Origin of the sequence: Rothia sp. HMSC058E10 (assembly GCF_001809415.1) — a bacterium.
Taxonomy (GTDB): Bacteria; Actinomycetota; Actinomycetes; order Actinomycetales; family Micrococcaceae; genus Rothia; species Rothia dentocariosa.
Genome location: NZ_KV797630.1, coordinates 48,810 through 68,611 on the forward strand (window position 1 = coordinate 48,810; position 19,802 = coordinate 68,611).

Genomic DNA, 19,802 nt, shown 5'->3' on the forward strand with positions numbered 1-19,802 from the left:
CTCCCCTGCCGCCGCCCCCTATAACAGGGGGTGGCGGCGTGCCCCCGTTCGTATGTGACTTCTACGTGAGGACGAAGTTTGTGGCCCAGGTGAAATCCCCTGACGCGCTCTGCCTACTCCGAAACTCCGGCCCGAAATCAGGCCCACCAGCAGGCCTATACCCTTCCCCGTACCCGTCTAGGGCTAACCCCGAAACCACAGGCACCTCTAAAAGACGCTGCACCCAATACTTATCCTGCATAAACCGCACCAAAACCTGAGCATCCTGAGTATTATTCGGATCAGCCCAATACCCATAATCCAGCCGGAACGCCACCTGAGAACCCACGTACCGGCACGGTTCTACATGCGGTTTAAACCGGTGCACCACCCCTGTGGTGTCGGTGAGCTCGAAAAGCCCGTTTTCATCTCCTAATAGGGTGAAATAACTAGAGTCAATCTGCCAGTAGTGCAGTGTAAGTTTCCGTCCCCGGTTCGTGACCCGGACGAGTTTCTCGGGCAGGATTTCCCGGTACGAGACCCTGCACACCCACAAACCCCACACAGCACCAGGAGTAAAGACTATAAGTAGCCCTGCGCTAACCCAGTCTCCCGTGTCTAGAGGTACCCCGCTGATTCTTAGCTGGATCGTGGCGTACAGAAGAAGCGCCAGCATAATAAGCGCTACCCATAAGAGCATTTTCATGAACCACGACGCTTGTAACCGCACCGACGCCAACACCCGCACCACAGCCCGAGGATCAGAGGCTTCTTCTACTATCTGCTGGGTTTTCTGCTCACGATCACGCTGGCGCCCTTCAAATACTGCTGAGAGCCAAAACGTCCCCACCACAAAGACTAGGCAGAAGAGACCAAAGATAAGTTCACTGCTCATCAGCAGCTACCGTCCCTGAAGTGCCGGTCTGAAGACTAGCCCCGGGAGCTTCGGATTCCCCACGAGCATTTTTAATGTTGCCGCCGTAGGTTTTCGCCCCGGCAGTGAACCCAGACTTAATGCTATTCACCCCAACCTTATGAATCATCTTCTGAGCCTTCTCCTCCGGACTCATCTTTTGGTCTAAACCGATAGATATGGCATCAGCACCATTACTAGTAATCCAGTCATTAGCGTAATTACGAGTCCAGGGGTTATTTAATTTGCTGACTGTTTTTCCTGTTTCTTTTGCTAAATCTGATGAAGCAGTCATCCCTTGGTTCGCACCACCACCAACTGCACCAAATACAAAACCACCAGTAAATCCCATGCCAAAAGCCGATAGTTGGTCTGTACCATTCCAATTATCAGTTGTTGCGGCATATTTCACCGAAGAAGATGTACCATCTTTTACGCCTTCTTGGAGCCCGCTGCCTATTACCTTAGCACCAAGTTCATCAACGCCGCCTTCGAAGGTTTTACCGTAGAGTTTGTTACCAACCCAATTACTCGCCCCATTAATAAACTTACTATTCCTGAACGCAGAGACAAGCTTGGTGTTTCCTATACGGGCAATACCAGCGTTGATTTTATCCGATGCTTTCACACCCATTTGTACAACACGAGAGATTTTACCCGCTTTCTCTGCCGTTGCTAGGCCCTTTGCCACAGTAGCGCCCTTCGCAAAAATACCGCCGACTACACCACCGGCACCACCGGCAAGACCGCCAATCAGAGCATCTCGACCAACAGCGCCCCAATCAACATCCTTACCTTCCATCTTCTGGGTAATCACCGACATGCCGCCGCTCATCAGAGCACCCGATGCAGCGCCCAGCAGCACCATACCCAACGGTCCCGTCGCCACAGCAGCAGCCGTCAGAGCAAGACCCACAACGAGCATGGCACCAGCAGCAACATAATCCCGAAAATCTTTCCAGAAATACTCGCAAGAACAATACGATAAGTTCTGGAAAGGTGTTCGCAACGTCGGAGAATGGGTATTAGCCGGTACCATGATAGTTGCTGGTGCGTTGCTGTCTGTGGCTTCGTTTGCTGGTCCAATAGGTATTTTAGCTGGTGGTTTGGGCGGTGCTCTTTTAGGGGCAGGGTCTGAGATGTTCATGCAGAAGCTTGAAGGAAGGGAAAACCTGGATTGGTCTGCGATTGGGCGTGAAGCCTTAATAGGTGGCGTTTCAGGTCTTGCTGGTGGTATCGCAGCGACCGGTATGAAAGCTATTGGTAAGGTGGAACGAGGCGTTAAAGCTGCCAACGTAGCAAGTAAAGGTAAAAAAGCAGCAGAAGCTGCGAGTAAGGGGGTAATTGCTGAGCAAAAGGCACAAAAGTTAAGTCCTATGAGGAAAGCACTTTCAAGTCAGTATTCACAAGATGTTGCTAAGGGCACTGTGTCTAACGGGGTAAGTACTGCCGAAACTTACCGTTATAACTCAATGGCAAGTGGAAACTTTGATCCCGTTGCGTATCTTGGTGCTGGTTCTGCGGGCGTTGGGACTGGTTTTATGGTGTCAACATTTACTGGCGGCTTGAATCGTGGTATTACTGGCGTTGCTCCGAATATGGGTAGGGGTTCGCAAGCATTAGTTAAAGGGACTATTAATGCTGCTGGTGCTTATGGTACCGCTAATGCGAATCTTGGGTTAAGTGAGGCTCTGAAGCCCAAGGAAGCTCGTAAATCTGGTGAAGATATGTTGAAAGCATCAGGTCGCAGTAGCACGTCAGCCGAAACTAAAAGTGTAGCAAAAGATACCGCAGGTTATTTATTGAAGGGTCTAAAGAAATGATATTAAATATAGCTTTAGTCCTTGCTGTTACTCAAATGCTATCTTGTGTATTAATTATTAAGGGGCATAGAAATTGGAATTACTTATGCTATAAATTTCCATACCGTGGAACTAAAGACGGTTTTTTCGGTTTTATATCAAAGGTAGTTTTAGTGTTGTGTGGTATAATGACTTTGATAAGTATCTTGCTCGTTAAATATGATCCGAATTTTAAAAATGCTCCAGTTTGGTTTTTACTTTTGGTAAGCGGTGGTTGGTATATTAGTTTGGCGCTATATTTGGATCGCAAGAACTTCTACTTACAGACAACAACCGAAGGTATATCTTGGGGTAATTTATTGTCAATTTCTTATGATGCATCATACGAAGACATTACAAAGTTTTCATACGAGACACGAGGAGACTTTGATACAGACCTTACGTGGCTTGTAGTGAAAACTAATCATGGAAAAACCTTGCGTTTTGACCCTTTACTAACAGGTGCTGGTCTGTTGATTCCACAACTGGCATTTCGGGTTGAGAATGGTTATTGGGCAAAAAATGCAGATCCAGAAGACCAACAACTGCTTCAGAACTTTATTGATAAGCCTGAGAAGGCTCGTGAACTTCTTATGAGTTGTTCCCCTTGTGTTATAGAACGGTGATATAGGTATTTAGCTATGGAATTGACAGATTTAATACGAGCCCTTATACCGGTTCTTCCTGTTGTCATCATATCATTGGCAGCTTCAGTAATAACTCGATTTATTAGCACAAAACCTCCCGTTTTTGAGCTAAAGAAAGAGGTGATATTTCGGCTCCATTGGATATACAAAATTTCTGTAGTAGTCATTGATATTACCTGTTTGCTGGTTGCTATATTCTTGATATGGGGATCGATAACATCAGGTCCTAGGGTTCTTGTTGCTCCCATGTTTTGGGTTATCATAGCTGTTTTCTCTATTCTGTTCTTATATATTCACAAATCTTTCAGTGATATGTATGTGCGCATAGATTCCCAAGGAATTACCGTGAGAAAATTTTATAGGCGCATGAAGAATTTACCCTATACAGATATTTCTGAGTACATCTTTAAACCACACAGCGATAAGCTCATCATTAAAGACTTTCGGGGCGGAAAAACTCTTATCCGCCCCTTAAAAACCTCTTCGCAGTTATCCCTTTTCCACTTGGCTTTCCGCATGACTGAAGGGCGCTGGGCTCAACCGCATAGCACCGATGACCGGCGAAAACTTGAGGAATCTATCGAAACCAATAGCGGAGTACAGTACCTTCTCGACCACCCGCACGACAAACTGTCATAACCGGCAAACAGCACCCGCACTAGCAGGCAGTCGGGGCGGCGGGATTATATCTGTCGACTCCCTGCCCCCCTTACTGTCTTCCCATACTTTTGTCATGGTTGTGGTCCTTTTCAAAGCACAACCATGACAAAAGTACGGGCTCAGCGTAGACTAGCTAGCTGCCGAGTCCTTCCACCGGCGACATCCGAGCCGACCGTGCCGCCGGCAGAGCGGATGCAACCAATGCTGATGCAAGACCCACCAGCAGTATCAGTGCCAGACCCAGATACGGCAGATCCGGCACGAACTCCACCTTTTGGTCTGTTGCAGCAAGCACCACCTTCGCGCTCACGCTACCAATAAAGACGCCCCCGAGGATACCCAACGCCACCGCGCCGAGGGTGATTAGTACCGCCTCCGCCGAAATCATGCGGCGCAGCTGCTTGCGGGAGAGCCCCAATGCACGCAGCATCGCATTCTCGCGGCGGCGTTCATTGACCGAGAGAGTCATCGTATTTGCCACGCCAATCACCGAGATCACTACGGCGAGGGCGAGAAGACCTAGGGTGATCCCCAGCATAACCGTCAGAACCTGATCGAGCTGACCGCGCTGTTGTAGACCGCCGGTGAATTCGTTGCCGTCATTAGCCTTATTAAGCTGATCCTGTAGCGTGGAATTCTCAGTAGCGGTCAGCGGGGATTTAGCGTGTACCAGCACCATAGTCTCCGCCCCGGCTGATTGGTGGATGTCTTAGTTCGTTTAGACATAGTAGACATGCGGCTATTTCCCCTCCTGATTAGACGTGCGAGTGCTTTACCCTTCCAGCTGCCCTATCGCCTGCAGCACAGCATCATGCGTAGGATTCAGCATCTCCCCAGCAATCGCACCATCCTTTAAAAACACCACACGATCAGCATACGAAGCAGCATGCGCATCATGGGTGACCATCAGAATCGTCTGTTTCTGCTCAGTGGCGGCATCCCGCAATAGCCTGAGCACCTCAGCACCCGAATTTGAGTCGAGGTTACCGGTGGGCTCATCAGCAAACACCACCTCCGGGCGCGACAACAGCGCACGTACAATAGCAACACGCTGCTGCTGACCGCCTGAAAGCTGTTCGGGGCGATGACCCAACCGGTCTGACAGACCGAGGGTTTTAACCAGGTATTCACGCCAGGTCGGATCCGGCTTCTTGCCCGCCAACCCCAGCGGTAAATCAATATTCTGCCCGGCGGTCAGGGTAGGCACCAGGTTAAACGCCTGGAAGATAAACCCCACGTGCTCACGCCGGAACTCGGTCAGCTGGTTATCCTTCTGCCCGTACAGTTCGGTGGTACCAATACGGATGCTGGTCTCTGGAGTATGGTCGGGAGTATCCAGTGTGGCGAGGGTTTGCATCAGTGTTGATTTACCCGAACCTGAAGGTCCCATAATTGCGGTGAACTTACCCCGCTCAAAATCAATAGTGACATTATTCAGGGCGTGTACAGTTGCCTCACCCCGACCGTAGGTTTTGAACAGGTTTTTGGTGGATACCGCTGGAGTTTCAGCGGTGGTTTCTGCAGTAGTCATATTCTTAATTGTTACAGTCACCCACCGCAAAACCCTGTATTTATACCGGAAGGGAAAACCCCTACATATTTATAGTTTCCACGGATACCATTAAAGAAAAACCCTCAGTGCTTACACCGATGGCGAGGTTGACTCCGTGGCAAAATTTCGTAAATACGCTCTCATAGCACTAGCGATTGTAGCGTTCTTGACCCTGATGTTCCTGCTTTATAAAGGTACGCAGAGGAACGAGGCTACGCCCGGCAGAACGGCGACACCTAGCGTATCCACAAGTTCCGCGCCGGTATCGAGCGCCCCGGTACAGACCCCGCAGGTTTCTGAGCAGAGCGCGCAGGCGGCACCCGCGCCGGAACAGCCGCAGCAGTCGCAGGGGGCGCAGGATTCGCCCTCGGAATCTGCTTCGCCCTCCGCAACGAATACTGCCAAACCGTCGCCGAGCACTTCATCTGACGCTGGGCAGGAACAGCATAAAGCCGATGCTACAAGCGCCGCCCCCAGCGCCAGTGGGTCTGCCAGCGCATCCCCGGGGAAAGAACCTACATGCCCGGAGGACGTCTCCTACCAGCAGGTGGCAGACGGCGAAGTTAACTGCACGTTCGACTATTCCAAGGTACGCCTGAAGACCATGCAGGAGGCGGAGCAGTACGCGCGTAAATGGCTCTACCCCGAACCCGGCACCTATATTCAGGTGCGGGATTACCGCGAAGCTAAGGTCAAGATTCCGGGTATGGATAAGCCACAGAGCGTATTTGTTGTTCGCGCGGTTGCGCGTTCTTCGGGGGATCAAGGCGGTAGCGGAGCCGTCACCTGGAGCGTTATCTGGCCCAACGGCTACTATCTCACCAGCGATGACCTCCCCGACGGTATTGAGGCTCGGTAGGTTCTGCCTGTCGGTTCTTGCCTGGCTCTTCGTTCCTGTGCGGATACTAGCGCTTAGATCAAGGGACGATATGGAGACGGGAATTTTACTTTCCGGTCCGTGAAAACCGCGCCAGTCGGGCTTGCTGGGGTGCTAGGCTAGAGGAATGGCGAAGAAGAGCTCACTCAAGACCGCATCCGGCAAGAATATCTTCACGAAAGTGACCGCCGGGGCGCTGGCGCATTGGCAGATTATTGCCTCTGCGCTGCTCCTGGGTACGGGTGTGGTGGGGCTCGCCGCCACCTACGACGACTACTGCGGTATGACCGATTTGACCTATGCGCCGGAAGAGGTGCACGAGGATCTCCGCAAGGCCGGGCAGACAGCGAATATCCGCCCGGGTGTGATCGCGGCGCAGCTTGAAACTGAGAGCCACTGGCGCATTAATGCGGCTTCGAGCGCGGGTGCCCGAGGCGTAGCTCAGTTCACCGATGAGGCTTGGAAGGATTGGGGTAACGGCGGCGATATCCTCGATCCGCACAATTCGATTGATGCGCAGGGCCGCTACCTGGAATCGCTCAAGAAACGGCTGGGCAAATACGCCCATAATGACGACGAGGTGCTTGATCTGGCGCTTGCCGGGTACAACGCTGGCCCCGGCGCGGTCGAAAAGTACAAGGGCATTCCGCCCTTCCCCGAAACACAGAACTATGTGCAGAAGATCCGCGATCTTTCCGAAACAAAATATAAGCTGACCTGCACTCCGGACCACAGGTTTAAACAGTCGCAGATTGTGCGCATTGAAGCTCAGGCTTCCACGCAAGACTCTACCGCGCCGGATGCTCTCGCCGCAGGCTCCATGCATGCCGTAGTGCCGTCTTCGCGCGCCGGGTCTAAGGAATGCTAAAACCGCAAGAGTTTTATTCATAGATTTTGCGGAAGAATTCCGCCGCCCAGCAGGCTTAGGCTAAAGTACCTGCGGCGCGCGAAGGCAGGTTTTCTGGGACTCACAGACCCTATGGATAAGCCTTCTTATTTTTATAGCTTGAGAAGCTCTTCCTCGTTTGTGACCACCATGGCATACGTAAATTGATGCTTCGACAGGATAGCCTTCATGTCGGGGAGTTCTTTTTCTTTAATCAGCTTATTCTCATGCAGGCTGTATATGCGCAGAGTATCCTTATTGTCCGTTGAGTTTATGTTGTAGAGATATTTATCAGACCAATAAAAGAGACCCTGATCTTTCGACCTCTTATAGTCTTTAAGGGTGAAATGGCGGGTATTTTTTCCGGTTTCTACATCTGTAGAAATAATAGTCCCATCGCCCGACTGCCACCATATTTCGCGACCGATTGCATGGTAATGCCCCTCCTTCGACTGCCACATGTCATTGTTCACACGCACTGCATGGTCGCCGCTTATAGGAACTTCATGTGCCTGACTGGTATCTGTATCAAATACCTCAAGAACGGAACCCGTAACATCTTTTGAGCTGCTCCTCTGTGGGTCGCTTCCGGGAGGATAGGTATCCCGTATGATAACGACTTTATTCCCAACACACGTGATGCCATCGATTCCTTCATTGGGAAGAGAAAACGTATGCTCGGTTACAGGATCATCGGAAAAGTTAGGGTATAGGCGAATCAGTTTAGTCGGTTCGTTTTTATCTTTTGTATCGCCTTGGTTCTCTTTCTGCTTCTGCCCAAGAGAATTGTGTGATTCATTATTGACAGTCCATACACTGCCATTAGCGCACCGTGCAGGGTTCTTAATACTACGATTCGAGGTGTGAACTTCGGTATTCTGCCCATCATGGGTGACTATTTTATAAATATAGGAGGTTTTATCTTCGGTATAGCCAATATTTTTGGTTGCGATAAATCCACCATTATCCAGTCCCCATACCTCCTCGTTATAAACAGACTCGTAGTTCCTGTCGTAACCTTGCAGTGAGTCTCCTAAAATATAGTCCTTCTTTTTATCCCCGAAATAAAGCTTGTTGTTATAGTAGTCAATTTCTGAGGTCTGAGATCCTTCGTTTGACAGCTTAGTCCACGAGTTGGTGTGCGGATCGTAGAAGCCCACACCCCCTCCCGGGTCCTTGCTTTCTCGGTAGTCACCAGCAACGGAGACCGCTAGGGCGCTATTCTTCAACGATTCTTCCGGACTCTTAGATTCTTGCGCCTTCGGCGTGCCACACGTCGTAAGACATAATGTGAGCAGCACTCCAAGGACGGTAAACCTTACACCCGGATAAGCTGCCATTATCTTTTCCCTAGTCCGCATATGAAGGCCTACTCCCTAGTTTCGTACTCATGAGTCATTGGAGAATCGGCGATATCTTTCGGGTATACGCCTGGTCCACCATCGGCATCAAGGTCTATGTTGGAGTCTGCGCTCTTATACGAAGCCCACACTAACTGCGAGCAGTTATAGTTGTCTGAGTTTACCGACTTATTGGTGAAAAACACCCAGTTGTATCCTTTACCAACCTGTTGCTCGGCAAAAGCAGCAGCTTTATCTTTCTCAGAACTGTCGTCGTCATCGCCCACATAATACTTATAAGCAGGAGCTGGCGCATCTTCAGACCCAGAGTCTACACGACGTACATTAGGTGTAGTAGCCTCTACGTATTCATTTTGAGAAACATAAATACCATTATGACCATGTTCAACGCCTATTGTGCTATTGGAAGAGTAAAAAACATCTCCCCTGTGCCGTGCTCGCCCCATAGAAACTTTGTGGCCGCCTCCATCGGAACTACTGCTCACAATCTGAGGTACCAAAGCACCACCACTATCACCCGAGCTGTCACCAGTCTGAACATGCTCTCGTGACTCTTGAGCCACCTGTGATACCGCAGCATCGTAGCTGATATTTCGTTCTTGCGCCGCCTTTTCAAGGCCCTGCTTGATCAAGGCACGGTCACGTTCCTGGGAGGAATCCAAACCGGCGCTAGAGACAATCTCGTCAAAATCTTGAGATTCTGTAGTTCCTGCGTACACGGGAGGTGTGACCCCCGATAGAACTAGAACGACAGCAGACGAAAAAATTAAAGCATTATTACCGTGTTTCATTTCTTTCCCTTCACATACTAGAGCAACCAAGCACTGAAAACAAAAGGAATTTAATAATGTATTTATCACCTACATACTATATTTAAATATAAGTGAACTATATTCAACTTTTACTATGCTTCTTACGCTAACATCTTCTACGAGCAACGTAAATTACCTATGAGATAACATTTTGATAAAGTTTTTCAGGGTAAACATTAAAAATAAATATCACAGAGGGTTACCTATTAGAGATAGCCCCCTCAGACGACCCCTACCTAGCACGCATATAAAGACAATCAGCCACTGAATACACGTACAAACAGTCTTTATAAACAGTCGATAAATGAACATATTTTATGCACAGCAATGAACGTAAATGATGCATAAAGTTCTTGCTCTCTATAAATTTGAACAGTATAATGTTTTAGTGAGCGTATTCTCTCAACATGTCATAACCCCTAGTCGGCAACCTGTGAGAAGAGCAAACATGGCGCATAATGATCACCCGGATAAACAGTCAAAACGTAAAGAGATTCCGTCTTCGCTCTGGGTCTTTGCCCTAGCAACTTTTGTTTTAACGCTATCCCGTATTGGTGACGGTCGTATATTACCGCTCGATCTCACGACTTCTTTTATTATCGGCGCGGTTCTTATCGTCTGCGGGTTCTGGATGATGTACCGTGAACACAAGAAATCTTCCGCACAGAAAAAATAAATTCCAGGACCACTAATTTTTCTACGAAAAGACACAACCCATGACTACTTTCTACGCCAAATCAAAGATGGCATACCCCGAATACCGCTACGATATCCTAGACTCCAACCGCCGCCACACCATTTACGAAACCGACGGCAGGCTTCGTCTCGGCAGGAATAGCGTCGTCTTCACTAAGGCAGATACCGAGGAAAAAGTCATCACGGTCAGCCGTGTACCAGACGCCAAACACCACTACACCGCAGACTTCGCTGACGGAAGCAGCGCCTCTCTAGAAAGGCTAGAGTGGAAACCTTTCCACCCAAGCATCAGCATTAAAACAGCCGATGCAGAATTCCTCCTGGAAGGAAGCAGCGGATCCGGCAAATTCACGATAACCCAGGAAGATAAGATCATCGCCAAAATTACTCGCCCGGGTTTTGTTCTGAAATACAACTACGCCCTCGAAATTCTCGATGATAATCTCCAAGAGCTTGTTCTGGCTGCTTTCATGGTGCTCTCCCACTACATCGGCGGCAGGCGCGGCTTTGTAGTAGTCACAGGATAGTCCAGCACGCCCCTTGCAGGACGTTCACACAAGAGGAGATGATGGGCAATCGCTTCCAGTTCTACCAGTGCCGTTGAAACACTCGCGCAGAACGCCCACGTGCACCGCGCATCCAACAGAGTCGTGAGCTACGAGGTGAACATTCCCAAACCGAAGCCGTGGCGAGAAACCTTCGTGGGGGGCCACTGCGCCCAAATGTACCCCGCCTGGCTGCTCTGCTCTTCCTGAGAATAAAGCTCCCGGTAACGTCCCTCAACCATCATCAGGTCATCGTGGCGTCCGCTCTGAATAATGCGCCCATCCTCCATGACCACGATATTCTCAGCATTGCGCACCGTTGAAAGCCTATGCGCCACCACAACCTTCGTACACTGATACTGCGCAATCAGCTCCGTCACCTGCCGCTCAGTCGCGGTATCGAGCGCGCTGGTCGCTTCATCCAACACCAAAATGCGCGGGTACCGCAGCAGAGCCGTGACAATCGCGATGCGCTGGCGTTGACCGCCCGAGAAGTTCTCGCCGCCGCTCGCCATGATCGTATCGAAGCCCATCGGCAAATCCTTCACAAAATCCAGGATGCCCATCGCGAGAATACTCTCCTCGATTTCTTCACGGCTGCGCCCGTCATCCAGCCCCGCCGTGAGGTTATCGTAGAGACTTCCCGACCTGGTTTGCAGCTGCTGCGGCACATACCCAATATGGGAACGCAGCTCGTCCAAAGAATAATCTTTAACATCGATTCCGCCCACACGAATCGTGCCAGAAACCGGGCTGTACAACGAACACAACAGCTTAGCCAAGGTACTCTTGCCCGAACCTGACGAACCCACGAGAGCAACATCGTGGCCCTCCGGCACGCGCAGCGAGATATCCGTCAGCACAGGCTTATTACCGCCCGGATACGTAAAATTCACGTTCTCAAGGTCAAGGTCACCATCAGCAATATCGGTGACAGATCCCGTGCTCTTCTCCGGTTCATAGCGCTGAATATCCACGATACGCGCAACCGCGCGATCCACCGCGATAATGCTCATAATGCCGAACATCGTCGAAGCGACCGACGAAAACAGCAGCGCAGAAATACCCTCGGTCGCAATAGCCTGACCGAGCGTGAGCGTTCCATCATTCACCAGCGGTATCGACGCCAACAACAGAATCAGAGGACCGCCCAACTGCACCACGGATGCGGCAGACCCGAGCACACCCTGCTGCAGCACCATACGGCGGCGCATCGATGCCAACGACTGCATATAGGCTTCGCGCCAGGTGTTATAGGTGGGCGTTGAGGAACCCGTCATCTTCATGGCTGCAATGGTGTTGATAGCGTCAAGCTCAACCACCTGCGCTTCGGAGGCGTGCGCATACTCGGCGTCGAGCGCCTGGGAGGTGGGGCGCGCCGTGACGAACCAGATCAGCATCAGCACAGCAAGAACCACGAAGGTGATTATCAAAACCTGGCTCGATTGCTGGGCAATAAAGATGAGAATTACGATCATCGTGCCGATGTTGATTACGAACTCGGTCAGGCTTGTAGACAGGAAGTTGCGCAGCGTGTTCACGCTTGAAAGGCGGTAGAGAATATCGCCCGGGGAACGCAGCGCGAAATAGGTCAGCGGCAGCCTCAACAGCCTGTCGAACATATTGCCCAAGAGCTTATATCCGATGGACGAGACGATACTCGCCAGCGTTGCGGCGCGCGCAATGGAAACCAGGTAGTAGCCAATAACACCGACTACCACGCCGACCGTTGTTTCCACGACGGTGTTTCTTGCACCCCTGAGCTGCGCATCCACCACGGTTTGGATCACCATGGGCACGGCGAAGGTAACGCTATAGGTGATGATGAGAAGCAGCAGGAACAACGCGTACTGGCCGAACATTTTCTTCGTGAAGAAGGTGCCCAGCTGCCAATCTTGAAAGACACTGCGGGATTTCTTTTTGAAATCGCTCCGCGGGGACGGCACCAGAATACTGCCGGAGAACGACTCTTCAGCCTCCTGAAGGTCCATCACCCTCATTCCCGTGGAGGGGTCCATAATATGCACGCGATCCTTACGGATGCGCACCAACACCACGTAATGGGAATTGTTCCAGTGCAGAATGACCGGCTTGCCAATATCTCGAAGATGTTCGAGAGAGGGCGCCCTGAAGGCTTTGACCTCCATACCTTCCTCGACGAGAAGGTCGCGCACTTGGCGCATCGAGAGGCCCTCACGACCGGGTTCGGCAATCAGGCGAAGGTCTGAAATAGTCTGATAGCGCCCGTAGTGCTGCAGGACGGACGCCCCCACGCCCAGCCCGCATTCGGTCTTCGCCGCCTGAAGAACAGCTGGAAAACCCATACTATCGAACCTCGAACGGCTCGGGGATAAGAGGGCTGTACGGGCGAGTATTCTCTGCCCGGCGAGCCAGCCAAGACAGCACGCCGGAGGTACCGACCATAAACGAGGGAGTCAGCGAGTAGCGCACGGATTTATCGTCGAGGACTGCCCGAATATCCGATGCGCTGTAACCGTTCTCGATGGCATCCCGGATAGCCTCTGCACACGGTACGTCGGGGATTCGGTCGGCTATCCAGGCGAGCACATCCAGGGTGCCGAAGTCGCCGTGGCATAGGGTGAGGTTGCTTCGGGTGCCGGTGCGGAACGCATGCTGTACCGCGCGGTCGAGGTCGGTGCGGCTGGCGAGTTCGGGCATCCACAGGTGCAGTGCCGCGAACGCGAGGGCAATACCCGCGCTGCCGGAGCACCAAGTGCCGCTGGCATGCTCTTCGCCGCTGTCATGCTCGGTGAGCTGGGCCCGCCATTCGTCCCCGGTGTTGAAGTCGTTGAGGCGGCGCAGAAGAATTTCGACGGCTTCGCGAGCGCGTTCGGGTGAGGGCATCTGGCGGTTCCAGCGGGCCAGCGCGAAGATTGATCCACTGATTCCGTAGGCGAATCCGCTGCGGTGCCACCAGTTTTCTTCTGCCATACCGGCGATAATGTCTTGGGCATGCCTGTCTAATACCGCCAGCAGAGCCGCGCGATCGGTGGCGAGGTTATAACCCAGGAGCAGGGCGGCAGCCCCTACCTGATGATCCAGGTATCCGGGCATAGGATGCTCAACCTGCGCCAGGCGCGCGGCGGTGCGGTCGCCAACCTTGACGGCTGCCTCAGCAAAACGGGTATCCTGAAGGTTTTCTGCGGCAGCGGCGAGTACGAAGGCGATGCCTGTTTCGCCGCAGGATATGCCGTCGCAGGTTTCGGGGGGAATGCTGAAAAGCCTGTCAGCGAAGACGTCTTGCGCGATGGGGTCTAGTACCCGGCGGGCCGTCTGCGTGTATTCCGGTTTTTCGAGCATCCGCGCGGCCTGGGTGAGGGCGAGTGCAGCCCCGGTTGAGCCGGTGTAGAGGTCTATGCCGAGGACTTCGGTGTTCCATACGCTAAGGTGCTGCTGCCATAGTCCAGGGGTGGGCGCCAGCCAGGTCCAGGCGTCTTCCTCTCTGCCGCCCGGGTGGTTCGTCGCTGTTAGCCGGTCGGCAATACTCTCGCAGAGTTCTCGTTCATGCTGCACACTCTGCCTGTTTGACAGTAGCTCTGCCGATGCGTCCGCGAGTATGCGATCCGGCGGGTAGGGTGATACGAAGGCTGACCAGATCTGTTGAATCTGCTCTTCAAGGTTTGCTTCGTCGAGGGCGGCAATATGTTCCAGGGTTTCATCGAGCGCGCTGCTGTCGATGGTCAGTCCTATGGCATGCCCGTCGAAAGATATGATCTCGGAGCCATCCGTGCGATGTATGAAGAAGGGAATGTCGAACCGCCAGAGGGCTTCTACTTCGGCCCCGATCATCTCAAGGGGGCGGTTATTGCTCAGCGTTGCGGCACGCAGCGCGATTGTGGCGAAAACTTCTTCGGAGGCTAGTGCTTCGGGGCTGCTGAGCATTTTGAGAATTCGGGTGTAGAACCTGGTGGATTGCAGCAGAGCACGCAGCGTCAGCCCGGAGCAATTTGTGCGAACTATTTCGGTCATGATTTCGCGGTGCTCGCAGACCCACCGGTACATCTGCGTGAATCCGCGTTCGAAGGCGCGGGCGCGGGCTGCCTCAGAGATACGCCGCTCCTCCGGGGTGCTGGCGTTAGCTTCTTCGGCGCGATCTGTGTCTTCCGTAGTCGGGTTCTCTGGGCTGGGTTCACGGTTGATACGAGCCACGGCATCGTCACGGAAGGGATTTGCGACGGTTACCTCGTGGAAGGGGTTCGTCCCCTGTTCGCCGTGCAGGAAGCCTACGTCGCGGAACCCTAGCGAGATATCGCGGCGTGTGCGGCGGGTGGGCAGAAATGCGCTGCATGCTATTCCGCGCAGCCAGCGCAGGTAAACGCTGCCTTCGGGAGGACTCTGAATATCCTCCGTCAAAATATGTACGGGGTGGAGGATCGTTTCAAGGTCAATCGGAACGGGTTCCGTGCGCAGGGGTATCAGATTCTTAGCGTGCAGGTCTTTAGCCTGCAGGGTGTAGAGCAAAGCCGCCAGCCGTCCGCAGGCTCCAAGGAAATCTTCGGCATAAAAGTCTGCGTCTTCACGTTTAATAAACTCCATGAAGCCATAGCCGTCACCCCGAATCACGCGAGCAGCACGCATCGAAGGCGCCCCCTGCGCGGCGAGGTCTTGAACGATTTTCCAGAAGACCCATTCACCTTCAACATTGCGGGATTTGTAGACCACCATGCCCTGGGTGAATTCGAGAAGGCAACCGGCGCGTCCACCACCGTAACGGGTTCTGGGCAGACCGAAGGATTCGAGTTTGAGGGGTTCGCCATCTTTGACGTTAAGAAGCTCGCGAATATCATCTTCATGAGCGCTCACACGCTCAAAAATTTCGGCAATCATCGCATGAAACTGCTCAATAGTCCTGCCGTGAACGCCGGGCAGAAGCGGGTAGCTTGCATAAAAATCATCACTAAATTCTTCGCCCCAACGCCGGCAGTAGTCTTCATACCGCTCTTCGGGGGTATCGCCATGCAAAAGACCCTGCGAAGAGATCTTTTTGATGTGCGCAACCAGCGGTCTGAGGTAGAAATTAGTCAAACGCGCGGTCAGGTTCTCCAAAAACTGACTAACCAGGAGGGGAAGCCGCGACGGTGCGGCGTAGCCCGATGCGGCAACAGCACGTTCAACATTGTCACGCTCACCCTCGGCGAGCTGGGCGATGAGCGCGTGAAACATGGAGGGCTCGGCCGTCGGCCCCAGTGCTTTGAGCACCGGAGCCGACAACCGTACGATAGACTCGGAGTCGGGAGTATTGGATGCGGTACCCAAACGTTCTAACAACGAAGTGCTAGATACGTATGTTTCTAGGCGTCGGAATTGCTCATCATCCAGTTCAGGAAGAAGTTCCCTGATTAACACCTGGTATCTCCTTATCTATCGTATTTACTTATTCCCCGGACTTAGGAAGAGCTGCCGCCCCAGAAGCCAAAGCCGAAGTTGTAGTTGCCGCAGCCGTTACCGCAGTAGTTGCCGCCGCCGCCGTTGCCGCCACCGCTGTAGCCGCCGCCAGCGCTGTAGCCGCCGCCACCGTGACCGCTGCCGTTAACCTGGTCCAGGTCGAGGTCCGAGATCTCTTCCAGGAGCGTGATATCCTTAGCCATGGTTATCCTCCTTAAATATTCCTGATCCGTTCAGGAATAGTATTATCGGTGTTTAGTTTGATGCTGAAGACATCAAACTATTCTCTGACTGGGTTCCAGGTGTTTGCTTTTCCACAGTATTCACCTGGAACCCACTACCCTTCCTTACGACGCACTAACGCCTCAAGGAAAGGAAGTTTGTAAAATTTGTTACTTATTTTCTGTAGCACTACAAACATAGCTATTAGACACAGACTTCCAGAGCTATGTCATCTGAATTATGTGGGGATGCCGCGTGTGCTACAGGTGCCAAGCAACAAAAGCCTCACATCTCCATTGACTATGAACTTTCGTCGCGGGCTGCGACATATAGGGGTGGTGAGATATATCTTCTATTCTCATCATGCGGCAAGGTCATGGAACAAAAGTCCTTATCAGAGTCGGTTTTCTCTCTATTGAAATCGGTGACTCTACAGTAACAACTTGATAAACGTGTTTCAAGATGTACTCTAGGGGTCAAAAATTTATCGTGCACTCTTTAAAATGGTAAATAATATTGATATCAAGTATTTTAAACCTTATTCAAAACAATAATCATTACGAGTTTGAGCTGTAATTTCAAGGGATCGGGTTGGTTTACTCAGAAAATAAAGCGCTTGGAAAGTATTTTATTATTTACAGTAACTTTTGTTTTTATATTAGAAAAATAATTTTGAAAAAGTTTTTGTAACGGTTTGGTATCATTTTTAAGATAACAAAACCATTAAAAATTCCCGAGAAATCTGAGTATTGTTGCTTAGAAATTTAAACTTTATGGGTGAAATATTATGCTGGTTTACAGAGAACTTGCCGCGCTGGTTTTTGAAGAAGCACCAAACAATTTGGATGCTGTCGCCCAGGCAGCACGCCTGTGCGACAGCATCCACGTTTTTCGGTTACGATACGGCTCAGATTATTTACTCGTGCAAGCCGCCACGCATATCCATAACGACTTTCCCAAACGCGGGTGGGGTTCGACTATAAGAGATCGTCTATGCGGCTATTGGTGAGGTGTACTCCTCGTGGCTGCTTTTCTCTTCTTGATAGTACAAATCCCGGTACCGACCTTCCACCGAGATCAACTCCTCATGGGAGCCAACCTGCATCACGCATCCGTGTTCCATCACCACGATCTGCTGGGCATTGCGAATTGTCGAAAGCCTATGCGCCACCACAACCTTCGTGCACTGATACTGCGCGATAAGTTCCGTCACCTGCCGTTCGGTTGTGGTATCTAGAGCACTGGTCGCTTCATCCAACACCAATATCCGTGGATACCGCAGCAGAGCCGTAGCAATCGCGATGCGTTGACGTTGACCACCCGAGAAGTTCTCGCCCCCGTTGGCCATAATCGTGTCGAACCCCAGTGGTAAATCCTTCACAAAATCCAAGATGCCCATAGCGTAGATATTGGCTTCGATCTCCTCACGGCTACGCCCATCATCTAGACCTGCAGTGAGGTTATCGTACAGGCTGCCCGTCCTAGTTTGCAGCTGCTGCGGCACATACCCAATATGGGAACGCAGAGCGTCCAGCGAGTAATCACGAATATCGATTCCGCCCACACGAATAGCACCCGAAACTGGGCTGTACAGCGAGCACAACAACATAGCAAGCGTGCTCTTACCAGACCCGGAGGAACCGACGATCGCGATGTCCTGCTCCTCCGGCACCGTTAGAGACACCTCCGAGAGGACCGGAGCCATACCACCCGGATACGTGAAACTGACATCCTCTAGTTCAATATCGCTATCAATCACGTCCGTGACGGTTCCCTCATCCTGTTCGGGTTCGTATCGTTGAATATCTGCAATACGTGTAATTGCACGATCTACAGCGGCAATATCCATAACGCCAAATATCATGGCGGATACCGATGAAAACAGTAGAGCAGAAATACTCTCAGTAGCGATAGCTTGCCCCAGGGTCAATGTTCTATTGTTGATGAGCGGTATTGAAGCCAACAGGAGAATCAAGGGACCACCCAGCTGCACAACGGCTGCGGCAGAACCCAACACACCTTGCTGCAGCACCATGCGACGGCGCATCGACGCCAACGACCGTAGATACGTCTCACGCCACTTACCAAAGGTCGAGGTCGCCGAACCGGTCATCTTCATTGTCGCTACGGTGTTAATGGCATCCAGCTCAATCACCTGAGTCTCTGAGGCCTGCGCATATTCATTGTCAAGAGCCTGGGAGGTGGGTCGCGCCGTCAAAATCCACACAATAATCAATATGGCAAGAACTACACAGGTCATGGACAAAACCACGCCGGACTGTTGAGCGATAAAAGTGAGAATGACGAAGATTGTGCCAATGTTAATGACAAACTCGGTCATCTTTGAGGCAAGGAAATCCCGAAGCATGTTGATACTCGCCAGCCGGTAGAGAATATCGCCGGGAGAACGAAGAGCGAAGTAGGTCAGAGGCAGTTTAATAAGCCTACCGAATAGGTTTCCTGAGAGTTTGAGACCCACATTAGAGACGATACTCGCGAGAGTTGCAGCACGTGCGATAGAAACCAGGTAGTAACCCGAAATCCCTACAATTACGCTAGTGGTTATTCCAACCACTATATTTTCCTCGCCATTAAGCTGGGCATCCACCACGTGCTGAATCACCACAGGCACAGCAAAGGTCGCACCATAGGTGAGGGCGAATAAGCCAATGAAAAGAGCATACTGACCAAACAACTGTTTCGTCAGAAAAGTACCTATCTGCCAGTCTTTGAAAACGTTCCGGGATTTTCTCTCGAAACCCTCCCGTGGAGTTGGTATCAACACGCTGCCAGAGAAGGATCTTTCTGCTTCTTCCAAGCTTATAATTCGATTCCCGAGCGCAGGATCCATAATCTGCACACGATCTCTGCGGATACGCACTAGCACCACATAGTGGGAATTATCCCAGTGTAGAATAACGGGTTTCCCAATATTCCGCAGTTGTTCCAAAGATCCTGCCTTATAGGCGCCAACCTCCATACCTTCGGATTTCAAAAGATTACGTACTTGGGCTAAATTGAGGCCTTCACGCCCAGGCTCCACGAGCATCCTCAAATCAGAAATAGTTTGATAGCGACCATATTTCTGAAGTATAGAAGCACTAACACCCAACCCACATTCTGTTTGGGTAGCCTGAATCACAACTGGGAATACCATACACATACCTCAATTTGCTTAGAACTAATATATTTATATTAATACACATAATAATTAATCGAATATTCCTAGCACACACCATAAATATAGACCAGCAAGTACTTTTATAATAAAATGAAACAAATATGATTATAACGTACATATTTCGAATATGTATAGATTGATATATAGACGAAGTAGCGATCCCTTCCAGACAATCAACTCAAGAAACAACACATAATTTGTTATGTTACCATCTGCAAGGAATC

General features: G+C 51.2%; 16 protein-coding genes and 1 pseudogene. 7 read left to right on the plus strand and 10 right to left on the minus strand.

Annotated features, from left to right (window positions below):
* Positions 1-61: 61 nt before the first annotated feature.
* Positions 62-874, minus strand: a complete 813-nt coding sequence (locus HMPREF2609_RS05930; protein ID WP_070535676.1) for a hypothetical protein — start codon at positions 872-874, stop codon at positions 62-64.
* Positions 864-1,931, minus strand: a complete 1,068-nt coding sequence (locus tag HMPREF2609_RS11140; protein WP_246825597.1) for a hypothetical protein — start codon at positions 1,929-1,931, stop codon at positions 864-866. Before HMPREF2609_RS11140 ends, HMPREF2609_RS05930 begins: the two co-directional genes overlap by 11 nt.
* Positions 1,932-1,956: 25 nt before the next feature.
* Between HMPREF2609_RS11140 and HMPREF2609_RS05940 the strand changes: the two genes are divergently transcribed.
* The 3 genes from HMPREF2609_RS05940 to HMPREF2609_RS10785 all read left to right on the plus strand — a co-directional run bounded on the left by HMPREF2609_RS05940 (position 1,957) and on the right by HMPREF2609_RS10785 (position 4,019).
* Positions 1,957-2,715 carry a hypothetical protein gene (locus HMPREF2609_RS05940; protein ID WP_210391456.1) on the plus strand — a complete coding sequence of 253 codons (759 nt, stop codon included), beginning with the start codon at positions 1,957-1,959 and terminating at the stop codon, positions 2,713-2,715.
* A complete protein-coding gene (locus HMPREF2609_RS05945; protein WP_070535682.1) occupies positions 2,712-3,359 on the plus strand; it encodes a hypothetical protein in 648 nt (215 codons plus the stop codon). Before HMPREF2609_RS05940 ends, HMPREF2609_RS05945 begins: the two co-directional genes overlap by 4 nt.
* A gap of 387 nt (positions 3,360-3,746) precedes the next feature.
* The gene (locus HMPREF2609_RS10785) at positions 3,747-4,019 is read left to right on the plus strand and encodes a hypothetical protein (RefSeq protein WP_141745265.1); all 273 of its coding nucleotides are present in this window, start codon (positions 3,747-3,749) and stop codon (positions 4,017-4,019) included.
* A gap of 154 nt (positions 4,020-4,173) precedes the next feature.
* Here HMPREF2609_RS10785 and HMPREF2609_RS05955 read toward each other — a convergent pair.
* Together HMPREF2609_RS05955 and HMPREF2609_RS05960 are read right to left on the minus strand one after the other, a co-directional pair.
* A pseudogene (locus HMPREF2609_RS05955) lies at positions 4,174-4,740 on the minus strand (ABC transporter permease); the annotation flags it as partial.
* Positions 4,741-4,812: 72 nt separating this feature from the next.
* Positions 4,813-5,571, minus strand: a complete 759-nt coding sequence (locus HMPREF2609_RS05960) for an ABC transporter ATP-binding protein (protein WP_048779475.1) — start codon at positions 5,569-5,571, stop codon at positions 4,813-4,815.
* Between the two features lie 136 nt (positions 5,572-5,707).
* Between HMPREF2609_RS05960 and HMPREF2609_RS05965 the strand changes: the two genes are divergently transcribed.
* Both HMPREF2609_RS05965 and HMPREF2609_RS05970 read left to right on the plus strand, forming a co-directional pair.
* The gene (locus HMPREF2609_RS05965; RefSeq protein WP_070535690.1) at positions 5,708-6,451 is read left to right on the plus strand and encodes a peptidoglycan-binding protein; all 744 of its coding nucleotides are present in this window, start codon (positions 5,708-5,710) and stop codon (positions 6,449-6,451) included.
* Positions 6,452-6,596: 145 nt separating this feature from the next.
* Positions 6,597-7,337: a lytic transglycosylase domain-containing protein gene (locus HMPREF2609_RS05970; RefSeq protein ID WP_070535692.1), complete on the plus strand. Its 741-nt coding sequence runs from the start codon at positions 6,597-6,599 to the stop codon at positions 7,335-7,337.
* A 131-nt stretch (positions 7,338-7,468) separates the two neighbouring features.
* Here the strand turns inward: HMPREF2609_RS05970 and HMPREF2609_RS05975 are convergent, their stop codons facing one another.
* Positions 7,469-8,695, minus strand: coding sequence for a hypothetical protein (locus HMPREF2609_RS05975; RefSeq protein ID WP_246825598.1), 1,227 nt, complete (start codon positions 8,693-8,695; stop codon positions 7,469-7,471).
* Between the two features lie 29 nt (positions 8,696-8,724).
* Complete coding sequence (locus HMPREF2609_RS05980) at positions 8,725-9,507, minus strand: YiiX/YebB-like N1pC/P60 family cysteine hydrolase (RefSeq protein ID WP_070535696.1); 783 nt, start codon at positions 9,505-9,507, stop codon at positions 8,725-8,727.
* Between the two features lie 469 nt (positions 9,508-9,976).
* Here HMPREF2609_RS05980 and HMPREF2609_RS05985 point away from each other — a divergent pair, with 469 nt between their 5' ends.
* Positions 9,977-10,204, plus strand: coding sequence for a hypothetical protein (locus HMPREF2609_RS05985; protein WP_070535699.1), 228 nt, complete (start codon positions 9,977-9,979; stop codon positions 10,202-10,204).
* A 40-nt stretch (positions 10,205-10,244) separates the two neighbouring features.
* Positions 10,245-10,751, plus strand: a complete 507-nt coding sequence (locus HMPREF2609_RS05990) for an LURP-one-related/scramblase family protein (protein ID WP_070535702.1) — start codon at positions 10,245-10,247, stop codon at positions 10,749-10,751.
* A gap of 128 nt (positions 10,752-10,879) precedes the next feature.
* Here the strand turns inward: HMPREF2609_RS05990 and HMPREF2609_RS05995 are convergent, their stop codons facing one another.
* The 4 genes from HMPREF2609_RS05995 to HMPREF2609_RS06010 all read right to left on the minus strand — a co-directional run bounded on the left by HMPREF2609_RS05995 (position 10,880) and on the right by HMPREF2609_RS06010 (position 19,554).
* Positions 10,880-13,093 (minus strand): peptidase domain-containing ABC transporter, encoded by a 2,214-nt coding sequence (locus HMPREF2609_RS05995; RefSeq protein WP_070535705.1) that lies wholly within the window; start codon positions 13,091-13,093, stop codon positions 10,880-10,882.
* Position 13,094: 1 nt separating this feature from the next.
* Positions 13,095-16,136 (minus strand): type 2 lanthipeptide synthetase LanM, encoded by a 3,042-nt coding sequence (gene lanM / locus HMPREF2609_RS06000; RefSeq protein ID WP_070535707.1) that lies wholly within the window; start codon positions 16,134-16,136, stop codon positions 13,095-13,097.
* Positions 16,137-16,177: 41 nt separating this feature from the next.
* A complete protein-coding gene (locus HMPREF2609_RS06005) occupies positions 16,178-16,378 on the minus strand; it encodes a hypothetical protein (protein WP_013398297.1) in 201 nt (66 codons plus the stop codon).
* 1,010 nt (positions 16,379-17,388) lie between these two features.
* Entirely contained in the window at positions 17,389-19,554 is a 2,166-nt protein-coding gene (locus HMPREF2609_RS06010) for a peptidase domain-containing ABC transporter (protein WP_070535709.1), read from the minus strand.
* Positions 19,555-19,802: the final 248 nt, after the last annotated feature.